The 13,892-nt window shown below is 35.7% G+C and carries 13 protein-coding genes and 1 riboswitch; of the genes, 1 reads left to right on the top strand and 12 read right to left on the bottom strand.

The features are described 5' to 3' along the window. Positions 1 to 50: 50 nt before the first annotated feature. The 12 genes from NYE52_RS01465 to NYE52_RS01410 all read right to left on the bottom strand — a co-directional run bounded on the left by NYE52_RS01465 (position 51) and on the right by NYE52_RS01410 (position 11,580). The gene (locus NYE52_RS01465) at positions 51 to 2,741 is read right to left on the bottom strand and encodes a hybrid sensor histidine kinase/response regulator (RefSeq protein WP_341191443.1); all 2,691 of its coding nucleotides are present in this window, start codon (positions 2,739 to 2,741) and stop codon (positions 51 to 53) included. A 281-nt stretch (positions 2,742 to 3,022) separates the two neighbouring features. Next, the gene (locus NYE52_RS01460; RefSeq protein WP_341191442.1) at positions 3,023 to 3,628 is read right to left on the bottom strand and encodes a precorrin-2 dehydrogenase/sirohydrochlorin ferrochelatase family protein; all 606 of its coding nucleotides are present in this window, start codon (positions 3,626 to 3,628) and stop codon (positions 3,023 to 3,025) included. Then, positions 3,609 to 4,376 (bottom strand): sirohydrochlorin chelatase, encoded by a 768-nt coding sequence (locus NYE52_RS01455; protein ID WP_341191441.1) that lies wholly within the window; start codon positions 4,374 to 4,376, stop codon positions 3,609 to 3,611. The genes NYE52_RS01460 and NYE52_RS01455 overlap by 20 nt, the downstream gene beginning before the upstream one ends. Then, the gene (cobA, locus tag NYE52_RS01450) at positions 4,376 to 5,149 is read right to left on the bottom strand and encodes a uroporphyrinogen-III C-methyltransferase (protein WP_341191440.1); all 774 of its coding nucleotides are present in this window, start codon (positions 5,147 to 5,149) and stop codon (positions 4,376 to 4,378) included. The genes NYE52_RS01455 and cobA overlap by 1 nt, the downstream gene beginning before the upstream one ends. 115 nt (positions 5,150 to 5,264) lie before the next feature. Continuing rightward, positions 5,265 to 5,870, bottom strand: a complete 606-nt coding sequence (gene cysC / locus NYE52_RS01445) for an adenylyl-sulfate kinase (RefSeq protein ID WP_341191439.1) — start codon at positions 5,868 to 5,870, stop codon at positions 5,265 to 5,267. Positions 5,871 to 5,884: 14 nt separating this feature from the next. Further along, positions 5,885 to 7,033, bottom strand: coding sequence for a sulfate adenylyltransferase (gene sat, locus NYE52_RS01440; RefSeq protein WP_341191438.1), 1,149 nt, complete (start codon positions 7,031 to 7,033; stop codon positions 5,885 to 5,887). A gap of 61 nt (positions 7,034 to 7,094) precedes the next feature. Continuing rightward, the gene (locus tag NYE52_RS01435; protein WP_341191437.1) at positions 7,095 to 8,171 is read right to left on the bottom strand and encodes an inorganic phosphate transporter; all 1,077 of its coding nucleotides are present in this window, start codon (positions 8,169 to 8,171) and stop codon (positions 7,095 to 7,097) included. 19 nt (positions 8,172 to 8,190) lie between these two features. After that, on the bottom strand, positions 8,191 to 8,907 hold the full coding sequence (locus NYE52_RS01430) for a phosphoadenylyl-sulfate reductase (protein WP_341191436.1): 717 nt from the start codon (positions 8,905 to 8,907) through the stop codon (positions 8,191 to 8,193). A 145-nt stretch (positions 8,908 to 9,052) separates the two neighbouring features. After that, entirely contained in the window at positions 9,053 to 9,181 is a 129-nt protein-coding gene (locus NYE52_RS01425; protein WP_445669130.1) for a YezD family protein, read from the bottom strand. A 205-nt stretch (positions 9,182 to 9,386) separates the two neighbouring features. After that, positions 9,387 to 9,493, bottom strand: a riboswitch (SAM riboswitch). A gap of 220 nt (positions 9,494 to 9,713) precedes the next feature. Further along, positions 9,714 to 10,301, bottom strand: coding sequence for an ECF transporter S component (locus tag NYE52_RS01420; RefSeq protein ID WP_341191434.1), 588 nt, complete (start codon positions 10,299 to 10,301; stop codon positions 9,714 to 9,716). Between the two features lie 141 nt (positions 10,302 to 10,442). Continuing rightward, the gene (locus NYE52_RS01415; RefSeq protein WP_341191433.1) at positions 10,443 to 10,694 is read right to left on the bottom strand and encodes a hypothetical protein; all 252 of its coding nucleotides are present in this window, start codon (positions 10,692 to 10,694) and stop codon (positions 10,443 to 10,445) included. Further along, positions 10,687 to 11,580, bottom strand: a complete 894-nt coding sequence (locus tag NYE52_RS01410) for a LysR family transcriptional regulator (protein WP_341191432.1) — start codon at positions 11,578 to 11,580, stop codon at positions 10,687 to 10,689. The genes NYE52_RS01415 and NYE52_RS01410 overlap by 8 nt, the downstream gene beginning before the upstream one ends. A gap of 486 nt (positions 11,581 to 12,066) precedes the next feature. On the opposite strand from NYE52_RS01410, the gene NYE52_RS01405 reads away from it, so the two are divergent. Next, the gene (locus NYE52_RS01405; RefSeq protein ID WP_341191431.1) at positions 12,067 to 13,890 is read left to right on the top strand and encodes an assimilatory sulfite reductase (NADPH) flavoprotein subunit; all 1,824 of its coding nucleotides are present in this window, start codon (positions 12,067 to 12,069) and stop codon (positions 13,888 to 13,890) included. Positions 13,891 to 13,892: the final 2 nt, after the last annotated feature.

Here is a 13,892-nt window from a genome sequence, read left to right as displayed (position 1 = left end):
AACAAGCCATTTACTAACGTTACCCTAAATACTAGTATCGTTATCGTCCTCTATTCTTTATAAAGCCAAACTTGAATTAGCGAATATAATTGTACTAGATTAACTGGTTTACTAATATAATCTGATGCCCCTGCCTCAATACATTGTTCTCTATTATGTTTCATCGCTTTTGCAGTTAATGCAATAATAGGCAATGTTTTAAAATTCTCTTTTTCCCTTATGATGGCAATAGCTTCTAAGCCACTCATCTCAGGCATCATAATATCCATTAACACTAGATCAATGTCCGGGTTTTTCTCTAAAAGACTTATACCGTCTTTCCCATTTTCAGAATAAAGTATATCGATATTGTATTCTTCCAATGCTGCATGGATGGAAAAGATATTGCGTATATCATCGTCTATAATTAGTACTTTCTTTCCCATCAAATTAGCATTTTTATTCGATGGAATAGTTTCGATTATCTCATCATTCGCTACAGCAACCTGACGAAAACTCTCTTCCTTCTGTATTTTCTCTTTAGGCAATACAGTTTCCTGCTGCCTTTTTCCCTTTATAGGCAAATAAAGGGAAAACGAACTTCCCATTCCTTCTATACTAGTTGCCTCTAATTCTCCTCCGAATAAGTGAGAGATTTCCTTACAAATAGATAACCCTAAGCCCGTTCCCCCGTATCTTCTGCTAATTGTTCCATCTGCTTGCTTAAAAGGTTCAAAAATAATATCCATTTTTTCCTCTGGAATCCCAATCCCTGTATCCTTCACGGTGAAGGATACTACCCCTTCATTCGGTATAGACAACTTGGAAGAATCCTCCATACGAATAGACAGCTCTACCCTTCCCTTTTCCGTAAATTTAAAGGCGTTAGATAGTAGATTCTTCAACACCTGATTTAAACGATGTGCATCTGTTTCAATAAAAGCAGGAACGTCTTTTTCTATTTTTATGGAAAAATCAAGTTTTTTCTGGTTCCCAATAGGAGAAAATTGGTTTTTCAAACAATTTTTTATCTCCTCTATCTTTACTGGCTCCTCCATTATTTCCATCATACCAGTCTCGATTTTTTCTAAATCCAATATTTCATTTATTAATCTTAATAATTCATTGCCAGAATAATTAATTGTCTGTAGATATTGAATTTGTTTTTCATTTAAATTTTCATTTTCCTTTTCTACAAGCATCTGTGACAATATCAACATACTATTTAATGGGGTTCTTAGTTCATGAGACATATTTGCCAGAAACTCCGATTTATATTGGGAGCTATAGACTAACTGTTCCGCTTTTTCCTCTAACTCCTTCCCTATTTTTGCAAGTTCCGCATTTTTCCCCTCAGAAACTCTATATTGTGCTTGTAATTCCTCATTTATTGCCATTAATTCTTGCTGTTGAGCCTGTAGCTCCTCTGATTGACTTTGTAACTCCTCTGTTAACCGTTGCTCATCTTCTAATAATCGCTTTACTTCCAGTCGATTGATAATCCCGTGAATGGAGATACCTAAGTATTCCACTACTTCTTTAAGTAAACTTTGTTGAACAGGTCTAAAATATTGTAAAGAGGCAAGCTCCACAATCGCTAATACTTTTCCTTCATAGGAAATAGGATAAATAAGAACTTGCTTTGGTTCCGCCTCTCCTGAACCTGATTTAATCTTTATGTATTCTTTAGGAATATCAATAAGACTGATACTCTTATTCTCCTTGGCAGCTTGTCCTACTAGCCCTTCACCAAGCTGGATAATAGTTTGTCTATCTTGTTTATGGAAAGCATAATGCGCTTTTTCTTCTAAATAGCTAGCCTGTCCTTTCTTATTTAAAAGATAAAAAATACCATATTGAGCACCTACTACAGGCGTTATTTGGTTGATAAAGTTGTCTGCAAGCGACTCCATTGTTTCTGCCATCGAAAAACTAGTTGTAATTTCTGCCAAGCGTGAATCAAGCCAGCTTTTTTCCTCTGCTTTTGCTCTGCTCTCCATTTCATCACGAGAATAATTTTCTAAAGTGGTCACCATTTCATTAAAGGCTTTCGCAATTTCTCCTATTTCATCCTTTGAGTCAATCTCTAATCGTGGAAATTTTATTCCCTTTTTATAAGACACCCCAGACATGACCGTAGTAACTTTATTTAAATTCTTCGTTAACCCTCTAATTAAATAAATGGCAATGGCAATGCTGCTTACAACCCCAACAATTATATAGACATATGTCATCAATACAACAATATCATAGGTTTTCTTTGAATTTACTAGGTCATCCTTCATATCTTGAAGCTGTACATCATAAATAGAACTAGCCAGTTGTAACAGCCTATTCTTTTCATCATTTTCTCTAATCCAGAAATTCGCAGTCATTTTTTTGTCTTCTGCTTCTGCTATTTGCTGCCCTTTTTCTTCATAAGCTTCATAAATTGTCGAAAACTTTATTAATAGCTCCTGTGTTTCTTCTCTTTTATCTTTTTCTATTAAAAAATTATAAGCCTTATTTATTTCCTTTCGTATTTCTTCCATTTCTATCATTGTTTTTGAAGATTGAGAGGATAAATCATATATCTCTCTACTAAAATTATTAATTTCATTTTTTAATGTATAAGCAGCATTTATTCGTTCTGTTTTATCATTAACAAGTACATGCATATTGTCGTTTTGCTGACGAAGCATACTCATAAGTACAATAATTAGGATAGTAATTAAAACAAAGATAATTCCTAGACCAACATAAAGCTTTGTACTAAATCTCATGTATCCTCCTATCAATCTACCAGTTTAATAAGAGAGACTCTCCCAACTGATTGTGATTTATTTAAAATTTATGAAAATAATACCATTATACAAAAATTATATGTTAAACATGGCAATGATACAATATGATAATTGGATGAAACTTGAAACAACATAAGGAAACCAGGCAAATGTTAAGTGAGAAGGAAACCTACACGCTAGTAGGTGTGTTTGGGTTAAATATGGTTCCTACTATTAAGAAAGGAAACATATAAAAAAGCCCCTAAACCATTCAGTTGTTTTTAGAGGTTTAGGAGCTTTTCATAGTAAATTTGACGTAATTCAGCTGAATCTTTATAGGTATTATCTAGTATTTCATCTAAGATAGCATGGGAAATTTCAGGGGGAAGTGATTTATTCTTCAAAAGATTTCGAACCTCAAATAAAAAGTCCACATATGCACTATAATTATCGTCATACATCTGCTGCCATTCTTCTTTTATCCTCTTAGCCAGTTTAGGGCTTGCTCCATTAGTAGAAACACTTAAATGCAACCGCCCTTTTTTAAAGCTAGCTGGAATTTGGCAGTTTCCCGTTTCATAGGAGGAAGCATCATTTACTAAGCTAATTGATTTAAGGCTTTGAGAGATACGAAGATTTTCTTGCCGATCATTCGTTGCAGCAACAGTTAGAAAAACCTGAAAAAAATCTTCATCTGCTGCTTTTCTGCGAATTAGCTTTATTTTGCCTTTTTTTGATAGTTCCTCTATTTGATCACAAACTTCAGGGCTAATCACTGTTACATTTGCCTCTTCCTCAAGAAGCATCATTACCTTTCGATAGGCAATCTTGCCACCACCAACTACCACACAATCTTTATCCTTTATATCAACCAGTAATGAGAGCATATTCGTTTCCTACCATCATTTCATCTATTCGTTCTTTTAAAATCTCAGCTATTAAAGGATCATAGCCTAGATAAGGAGCGAGAACGTATTCTTTATTGATACTTTTTATTTTATTAATTGTTTTTTCCATCGACTTCATTAAAATGCCAGTAAACAGTAGATAGGGAATGACTAACACATGGCGATTGGAAGACTGCTCTGCCATTTGAAGCGCTTCTTCAAAGCTAGGCTGTGCAGCAGTTAAATAGCAATCCTGTACAACTATTCGGTCTACTTGCTTTTCAATAAGGGAAGCAATTTTGCAAAGATCCCGCTTTACATCTGGATCACTGCTACCACGACCAACAAGAATAACAAGGACTTCCTCATTTGTGTTCTTATATAGAGATGTACTTTTGATTTTATCTGCAACAATTTTGACCATTTGAGGATGAACACCAATTGGCTTGCCATATTTTATTTGAACTTGGGGATATTCTAACGAAAGCTTTTCTAATACTTCTGGAATATCCTTTTTAGCATGAGCTGCTGTGAGAAGCAAAACAGGTATGATATGGATTATAGTCGCGCCTTTTTCTACACAATTTCGAAAACCCTCTTCTATAGAAGGCTCCGATAATTCTAAAAAAGAATATTCTTGTATCCCTTGAAATCCATTTGTTTCCATACACTTTTTCACAAAGGAGATAGCCTGTGCGCTCGCTTCCTGCACTCTGCTCCCATGACAAATATATAATACTGCTTCCATTATAAAACTACCTCTTTAGCAATGGTTTCTCCGAAGCTTTCTTCAAACCATTGGATTTTCTCTCTCATTTTTACAACTTCCCCAATTACAATCATACATGGATTTTCAATTTCCCCTTTTTCCGCATCCTGTATTACATGCTGTAAATCCGTTACAATCGTCTTTTGTTGAAAGGTTGTTCCCCAATTAATTAAAGCAACAGGTGTTGTTCCATTTTTGCCCAGATCCAAAAGCTTTGATTGGATATACGGTAAATTTTTCACTCCCATATAAATTGCAAGAGTATCAATTTGAGAAAGTGCCTCCCATTTAATATGGTCTTCCTCTCCATTTTTCATATGCCCTGTTACAAAGGCAAAGGATGATCCATAATTACGGTGTGTTACTGGGATTCCTGCATAACTAGGAGCAGCAATTCCTGCTGTAATGCCTGGGACGATTTCGAAGGGAATCTGATTTTTTGCCAATTCTTCTGCCTCTTCCCCGCCCCTTCCAAATACAAAGGGATCACCACCTTTTAGCCTTGTTACGATTTTTCCTTTTTTAGCATACTTAACCAGCGTTTGATTGATTAATTCCTGCTTCATAGCATGGTGATGGGGAAGCTTGCCACAATAAATTAGTTCAGCCTTAGGTCTCGCATATTCTAATAACTCTCGATTTACCAAACGATCGTATAGAATAACATCTGCATTTTTAATACATTTAAGTCCTTTTACCGTTATTAAATCTGGATCTCCTGGCCCTGCACCAACTAGATATACTTTCCCCATTTTATCCACCCTTCTTGTTGTTTCTCTTAAGATTAATGAAAAAGTGGGGAAAGGAAATACCGATGAACGGGTTGTATTTGTATAGACCACGCTCAGGTTTTTCCTTATCCCTACATTAAGAGATATAATATTCTTTTTCTTTTAAATATTGTACGATTTGTTCCACACATTCTTCAATAGAATGTTTCTCTGTGTCTACTATTATTTCTGGATGAAGGGGCTCCTCATATGGAGAACTAATTCCAGTAAAGTCTTTAATAATTCCTTTTCTTGCCTTTTCGTATAAGCCTTTCGGGTCACGCGCTTCACATGCCTCTATGGAACACTTAATATATACTTCAATAAATTCATTTTCTTCCAATAAAGCTCTTACTCTATCACGATCTTCTCGAAATGGAGAAATGAAGGCAGTAAGTACAACTTGCCCACTGTCTACAAAAAGCTTGCTTACTTCACCAATTCTTCTAATATTTTCTTTACGATCCTCATCCGAAAATCCTAAATCTTTATTTATTCCAAAACGAATATTATCCCCGTCTAATACATAGCTATTCGTCTGTTCTTCAAATAATCTTTTCGCTACAGCATTGGCAACCGTTGATTTTCCAGAACCAGATAACCCGGTAAACCATAATACATAACTATGATGCTTATTCTTTTCTCTTCTATCTTTCTTTGTTACAGCATGTTCATGCCATGTGATATTTGTACTTTGGCTCAACAGTTCTCTCTCCTTTAAGAATGGATTTTTTGTTTTTGTAATCCTTTGATTAACACTTCCACTACTTCTTTGCGGCTGAATGTGCTTGGTGGAATTTCTCCATTTCTTAAAAGCTCACGAACCTTTGTACCTGATAAAATCTCATGATATTCACTGCCGTGTGGACATGTCTTTGTAGAAGCCATGTTCTCACATTTCTTACAATAGAAACTATGTTCAAAGAATAATAGATTAATCCCTAGTTCATCCTGTGTAAATTGATCGAAAATTCTTTGGGCATCATAGGTTCCATAGTAGCTTCCTACTCCAGCATGATCACGACCTACGATAAAATGGGTACAACCATAATTCTTTCTAACCATCGCATGGAATACAGCCTCTCTTGGTCCAGCATATCGCATAGCCGCTGGGAATACAGCTAGGAAAACACGATCTTCTGGATAGTAGTTTTTCAATAATACTTGGTAGCTCTCCATACGCACATCTGCTGGGATATCATCCGACTTCGTTTCTCCTACTAACGGGTTTAAAAATAGACCATCGACAATTTCAAGTGCTGATTTTTGAATATATTCATGGGCACGATGAACAGGATTTCGCGTTTGGAATCCAACTACGGTCTTCCAGCCTTTCTCCGCAAACACTGCTCTCGTTTCAGCTGGGTCCAAGTAAAAACTACTAAAATCTGTTTTTTCTACTTTCTTTACTAGTTTGATTGGTCCACCTAGATAAATATTTCCTCGGTCAAACATTTTCTTCACACCAGGATGTGCTAAATCATCTGTTCGATAAACAGATACTGCCTCTTTATCTTTATTTGGAATGTACATATCTTCCACTGTCAGTACACCATAAACTTCTCCTTGGTATACTAATTTTACTGTATCATGCAGTTCGATTTTTTCTGATTGTTCCTTTGAAATAGGTAGTGTAATAGGGATACTCCACACTTCTCCTGTAGATAAGCGCATGTTTTCAACAACTGCTTCATAATCTTTTTGTGATAGAAATCCTGTTAGCGGGCTATAAGCACCATTTCCAATCAGCTCTAGATCACTAAGTGCAATTGTATCAATTTCTAATTCTACCTTTAGTTCGGATACATCAAATTTAGGATCGTATAAATTAATTAATTTTCCACCGTGTGGTTGACTTAATGACATTTTTTTGGCACACCTTTCTTTGGCTGTTTATTAGTAGTAACTTTTTTAAAAGGTAGCAAGATTAAATCCCGCCACCATCTTCATAAATGGTACTGTTATCTTCGCGTATGGTTTTCATCAAGCTAATAATTCCAAGTGTAGCAATACAAACACTAAGTATTATGAGCACATTGTAGATATCTGCCTCAATGAACAGTTGAACTAAACTATAGGAAATGACTAGAGATAGGACTGGAGAAACAATCCATACCTTAAATATTCTGAGCACTAATTTCTTTTTCAGCATTCCATAACCATTCTTCGATACACCTATCCCGATAATGGCGGAACTTGTGACCTGCGTTAATGGCACTGGTAATCCGAATATAGAAGCAATCATTACTAATGTTGCACCTGTTCCTGAAATGAGTCCTCCTTCAAGCTTGCTAAATTGGACAATTTTCTTTCCATTTGTCTGTAGTACTCTTCCGCCTAACAAAAAAGCTCCGATTGCAATGAAAAATCCACCTACAACTACTCCTGTTTGCATGGATATCATATTAGCGCCAACTAATGGACCAATAGAGTTTGCAACATTGTTCATCCCAGCAGAGAAAGCTTCAAAGCAGCCAACGATAATAACAAAAATAGATAAATATTTTTCATTGCCTGGATTACGAATCCATTCATTTTGACTTTCAAGCTTTCTTATATATTTTCCAGCCCCTAGCGCGATTAGAAATGAAACGATTGGAACTAGAATCCAAAAGAAAACAATCCATAATATATTCGCTATAAATAAGCTTTTAAAGGCTACACCTACTCCTACTACACTACCAACTGTAATTTCACTTGTTGATAGGGGGATTCCCATTATATTAGCGATAAATAATGAGAGGGCAGCTGACGACAATATAATTAAGACTATTTTGGCATTAAGGATATCACTTGGAATTAATCCTTCCCCAACTGTTTTTACTACTTCGCTTCCCCCAATAACTGCCCCAAGAAAGATCGCAACTGCACATATCAGTAGAGCAACTCTCTTTTTGGGAATGGCGCCTGATCCATATGCAACACCAAGACTTGCTGCTGCACCACTTGCGCCAATGTTCATTGCAAAAAACAATGACATAATACCTGCTAAAATAACAATCATACCCCTATACCTCTACTCATTATTGTAAATGTAACCCGCATTCTGTTTTTCCTTTTCCTGTCCATCTTCCAGAACGTAAATCATCCATATTAATGGCTGGCTGTGTGCATGTTCTGCATCCAATGCTAGGATAGCCCTTATCATGAAGAATATTGTAATCAAGAGAATTCTTATGGGCATATCTCCAAACATCTTTCCATGTCCAATGAATAAGTGGACAAACTTTAATGGACTTGAATTTATTATCTTTGTTAAGGTATTGTGTATTTTTTCTTGATTCAGACTGTTCTCTTCGAAGGCCAGAAATCCAAGCAACCGGCTCAGATAGCACTTCATTTAAAGGAATTACCTTCCGAATTTCACAACACTTATTTGGATTGGATAACCAAAGCTCATCCCCATACTGGGCAGCCTGTTCTTCCAATGTTATGGCCGGTTTTTTCATTTCTATTTGCAAATCCGGATAACGTTTTTTTACTTTTTCAATCAATTCATAGGTTTCATTAAAATGTACATCCGTATCTAAAAAAACAATTTGAGCATCTTTTTTTATTTTGGAAATTAAATCGATTAGCACAATTCCTTCAATTCCAAAACTACAAGCATAAACAATATCATCTTTATACGTATCATAGGCCCATTTTAAAACCTCTAATGCACCCTTTGTCTCCGTTTCACTTGAAAAGTCAACCGGAGGATACGTATCAATCGTTTCATAGGTTAATAACTCACTCATAAACAATCCTCCAATACCATTATGAAATGTAGATTATGCGCCATTTTATATAAAAAGGCAGCTTTAACCCACTTTCTCAGTTAAAGTTGCCTCTAGTTTGTCTAGTCAGCTTCTTTTATAACGCCTTATACAAGAATGCTTCCTTTTACTTGCCTAAGCGTATTTTTTCATTTTTTTCAATTTGAATTATTTTCCCATCCTGTACCACTAACGTGACAGATCCATATTTCATTGTTTTTAAAATTGCCTCTAATTGAGTTTTCACTTTGTCCAGCTGATTTGTTTCCCCCACCAACAAATCCCTCCTTAAAAAAGGTGAAATCTTATAAAACATTTGAATAGCCCTTACACCAGACATATTTTAAACCTGAAAACTCTTACCAAATGACTGCTCGAATTATTTTTGCTATTTGTAAAATATCCTGTCTAAACGATAAAAATATCCTTCCATTTGGAAAGATATCAGGTAATTATTCCTTACCTTATCTTTCAAAATGGTTATCCATTTTGTTGGATTTGGCACCTTGCATTTTAGCAGGTTGCCGGACTTCCTTGGGCCAATTCCCTCAGTCTCTCTTGATAAGCATTGTTATTTTCTAAATTTTATCATAATTGCTATTATTGTCAATAAGTTTTTCTAGTTGTTTAGTCGGAATTATATTTATTAACTCCTACTTTGTTAGTGGGAATACCCTCTCTTTAATATATAGAGAAATATTTTTCCGGTGCATGACCATTATTATAAAAATAATTCCTTTTTTTCGCAAAAAAATAGCTGACATTTACATCAGCTATTTCCCATTTCTTTATTTTCTTCCTATTTTCAATAAGGGCTTTGCAATGATTGGCGTAAGAATGCCAGAAATAATTGCTTCTGGTACTCCGTTTGTACCCACTATTGCTAATATTGCTGGAAGTAAATCCTCTACATTTACTCCAATAGCATTCGCATACGAATCGCGCACGAATAAATAAACAAAGCCTAGAACAAGAATCGTATTCGTTAACGATCCAACAACACCAGAAATACTCATCGCGACCGTCTCATTCACTCTATCCTTCAGCACTTTATAAAATAAAAGCCCTGCCACTACTCCAATCATTACTCTTGGAAAAACAGATATTAATGGGTTTGTAAAAATGATTGGCGCAATGGGACTTGTTGGAGAGGTAAACGCACGTACAAATGTAATAACTCCCCAAACGCCTCCAATAATTGCACCATCTACTGGTCCTAATACGATAGCTGCAATAATAACCGTAACCTGAATAATCGTTAAGCTAAGTATAGGAGTCGGAATATATCCTAATATCGGAACAATGGTTTGAATAATAATAATTGCTGTAAGCAGCCCTAATAGAACTAAGCGAGTTGTTTTGTTTCGTTTCTTCATAGGCAAGTAGTTCTCCTTATTTAGAAAAGCTGATGCACCACTTTTCCTTCTTTTAATAAAATCCTTTGTTATCATACTACAAACACTAGTATTTTTTCTATGATATAAGAAGGATTTTCCGCTTTTTCCTTTAGGATGATGTTAATTACTTGCCGTTATACATATGTCCACTTTAAATAATATGGCTATTTTCGTAAAGTTTGTTCCGATTACCCGCAGCCAGAATACACTTCGCTTTCCGTGGGGCTCGCGCTGAGCCTCCTGGGTCTCAGGCTGTCTCGCTAATCCCATAGGAGCATTCGTGTATTCCGGCTGCTCCATTTTACCAACTAATTCTTTTTTCCTATTGAAAAAACAACAATCCTTTAGAAAACAGCCAATGATATTAATCATTATAGGGGAAAGTCTCCTTTAACGTCTCTATAAAGGTAAGAACATTTTGTTTTTCCTTCATAATAGGGGCAAATAAATAAGACAGTCTTCTTGTGAATCGAGTGTTTACTACTGGAATAATACACAGATTCCCGTTCTTTACATCTCGTTCAATCACGCTTTTAGATAATAGTGATAAGCCATTTCCATTGATTAATGTTTCCTTAATTCCTTGATTACTACTAATGGTTAAGAAGGATTGGGCTCTTAAGCCATTGGAACGAATGACATGGTTTAAGTATTCTCTCGTCCCTGATCCAACCTCCCTTGTAATCCATGCTTGATCATGGAGTTCAGAAATCGAAATTTCTTTGCGGTTTGCTAATGGATGATTCCTAGAAGCGACAATATATAGCTCATCTTCCATAAAAGGAATAACCTGCAAATCCTTATCATTTGTTTGTCCTTCAATTAAACCAATGTCTACTTCATATAGTCTTACTGCTTGAACAATTTCTTCTGTATTTCCTATCGTTACTTGTATTTGCAATTCTGGATGCTGCTTTTGCAAATCAAGTAATAAGGAAGGAAGAATATATTCACCAATCGTAAAACTAGCCCCTATTTTCAACTCCCCTTTGATTGCATGGTGGTGCTCCATAATATGCTGTCTTGTCTGATCATATAAGCGAATCATTTGAACCGCACAATCATAGAGCATTTGACCTGTTGGCGTTACCTTTAAATACTTAGGGGACCGGTCCAGTAATTTTGTTTGAAATTCCTTTTCAAGATTTTTTATATGTAAACTAACGCTCGGTTGAGACATAAGCAGCATTTCTGCTGTCTTTGTAAAATTCTTCACTTCAACAAGGGTCACAAATGTTTTTAATGCGTCGTACTGCATGTTTTCTCCCTCCATTAATTTCAAACTAGATTTGACAAGTAGAATCCTTTGTATTTTTCTGGATATTAAACAAAATAGAACGGTAGCTTTCTAATTATTAATATTACTAATAGTTACAATAATTTATATGTATTTTACTAATTCTTTCATTTACAGTAAAGTACAATTAGTATACGTGTAATATGAGGATGGTTTGGGCGTTTTTCTTTTGTTTAACGCCTATACAGTATTCCGTCACAAGTTATTGTTAATCCACTATTAGCATTAATTTTATCTATTAGAAACAACTTAAATCCTTTAGAAAACATATTCCTGACTTTGTTCTAAATAGAAACAGGCCCTTTTGATTTTCTAATCCGATTTGTCTGATGGGATTAATAAAAATACAGTGACAATCCTCTTTTTTCATTATAAAATAAATCTCAAGAATTATCTTACTAATCAAACTTCGACATGAAATGTTATTATCCTTGTGAGGTGAAAGTGTTGCAGCTTCAAGTAATAAACAGTCCGTTTAATCAAGAACAAACAGAATTATTAAACCGCCTTTTACCAAATTTAACAGAATCACAAAAAATTTGGCTGAGTGGCTACTTATCTGCTTCCACGACAGTTGTCGCAACAGAGGGGACACCTAATTTAGCTACAGAATTAACGGAACAAAAGACAACTGATCCAATAACAAAAGACATTACCATTCTCTTTGGATCACAAACAGGTAATGCACAAAGCCTTGCCAAAAATCATGGCAATCGCTTAAAAGAACTAGGATTTAATGTTACCGTGCAGTCAATGAGTGACTTTAAACCGAATAATCTTAAAAAAATACAAAATCTTCTTATTATTGTTAGTACACATGGGGAAGGTGACCCACCAGATACTGCAATTGCCTTCCACGAGTTTCTACATGGGAAGCGAGCACCTAAACTACAGGATTTTCATTATTCTGTTTTGGCGCTTGGCGATAGTTCTTATGAATTCTTTTGTGAAACAGGAAAGCAATTTGATGAGCGTTTAGAAGAACTAGGTGGAACTAGACTTTATCCACGTGTTGATTGTGATCTCGACTTTGATGAACCCGCAAGTGAATGGTTTGAAGGAATAGTTGGTGGCTTGAATCTCCAATCGAAATCAACAGTATCTACTGCCATTAGCCCAACAGCACTTTCCATTCAAGATTCTGGCTATTCTCGCAGTAATCCTTATTATGCTGAAGTATTAGACATTATTAATCTCAATGGCCGTGGTTCAAATAAAGAGACCCTACATGTAGAGCTTTCTATTGAGGATGCAGGAATTTCCTTTCAGCCAGGGGACAGCCTAGGAATATTCCCGAATAACGATCCTGAGCTAGTAGAGCTTTTAATAACAGAATTAGGCTTCTCTCCAACAGAGAGTGTAACAATTAACAAACAGGGAGAAGTTCTTGCTTTTCGTGAAGCTTTGTTAACATACTACGAAATTACTGTACTAACAAAGCCACTATTGCAAAAGTTTTCCGAAATAGCCTCCAATCCATCTTTAGATGAACTACTAGCTAAAGGGAACGAGGATAAATTAAAAGCTTATTTGAATGGTCGTGACCTACTAGACCTTATCCAAGATTTTGGACCGATACAAATAGATGCACAAACATTTGTATCCTTGCTTCGCAAACTGCCGACGCGTCTTTATTCAATCGCTAGCAGTTATCAAGCAAATCCAGATGAAGTACATTTAACTATCGGTGCTGTTCGTTATCATGCAAACGGTCGAGACCGCAATGGAGTATGCTCCGTTCAAATCGCTGAACGTATTCAGCCTGGTGACAAACTACCAATTTATGTACAAAACAATGAAAATTTCAAGCTTCCTGAAAATCCAGATACCCCGATTATTATGGTTGGTCCTGGAACAGGGGTAGCACCATTCCGTTCATTCTTACAAGAAAGAGAAGAAATCGGCGCTACAGGAAAATCATGGCTTTTCTTTGGAGACCAACATTTTGTGACAGATTTTCTTTATCAAACAGAATGGCAAAATTGGCTTAAAGATGGTGTATTAACAAAGATGAATATTGCTTTTTCCCGGGATACGGCAGAAAAAGTCTATGTGCAGCATCGCATGCTTGAACATAGTAAAGAGCTATTTGAATGGCTAGAAGAAGGCGCGGTTCTCTATATTTGTGGAGACGAAAAGCATATGGCACACGATGTCCATCAAACACTTCTTGCTATTATTCAAAAAGAAGGTCAAATGTCATTAGAAAAAGCGGAAGAATATGTAGCAGCTATGAATCAAAACAAACGTTATCAACGTGATGTTTATTAATA

Origin of the sequence: Niallia sp. FSL W8-0635, from assembly GCF_038007965.1 — a bacterium.
Classification (GTDB): Bacteria; Bacillota; Bacilli; order Bacillales; family Cytobacillaceae; genus Niallia.
The sequence above is the reverse complement of the archived record's forward strand: the minus strand, read 5'-3'. Positions and strand labels throughout refer to the sequence as shown.

What these genes read in the sequence shown, in the direction of transcription:
- NYE52_RS01465 (WP_341191443.1), bottom strand. Translation starts at nt 2,741, where the DNA reads ATGAGATTTAGTACAAAGCTTTATGTTGGTCTAGGAATTATCTTTGTT.
- NYE52_RS01460 (WP_341191442.1), bottom strand. Translation starts at nt 3,628, where the DNA reads ATGCTCTCATTACTGGTTGATATAAAGGATAAAGATTGTGTGGTAGTT.
- NYE52_RS01455 (WP_341191441.1), bottom strand. Translation starts at nt 4,376, where the DNA reads ATGGAAGCAGTATTATATATTTGTCATGGGAGCAGAGTGCAGGAAGCG.
- cobA (WP_341191440.1), bottom strand. Translation starts at nt 5,149, where the DNA reads ATGGGGAAAGTATATCTAGTTGGTGCAGGGCCAGGAGATCCAGATTTA.
- sat (WP_341191438.1), bottom strand. Translation starts at nt 7,033, where the DNA reads ATGTCATTAAGTCAACCACACGGTGGAAAATTAATTAATTTATACGAT.
- NYE52_RS01435 (WP_341191437.1), bottom strand. Translation starts at nt 8,171, where the DNA reads ATGATTGTTATTTTAGCAGGTATTATGTCATTGTTTTTTGCAATGAAC.
- NYE52_RS01430 (WP_341191436.1), bottom strand. Translation starts at nt 8,907, where the DNA reads ATGAGTGAGTTATTAACCTATGAAACGATTGATACGTATCCTCCGGTT.
- NYE52_RS01420 (WP_341191434.1), bottom strand. Translation starts at nt 10,301, where the DNA reads ATGAAGAAACGAAACAAAACAACTCGCTTAGTTCTATTAGGGCTGCTT.
- NYE52_RS01415 (WP_341191433.1), bottom strand. Translation starts at nt 10,694, where the DNA reads ATGATTAATATCATTGGCTGTTTTCTAAAGGATTGTTGTTTTTTCAAT.
- NYE52_RS01410 (WP_341191432.1), bottom strand. Translation starts at nt 11,580, where the DNA reads ATGCAGTACGACGCATTAAAAACATTTGTGACCCTTGTTGAAGTGAAG.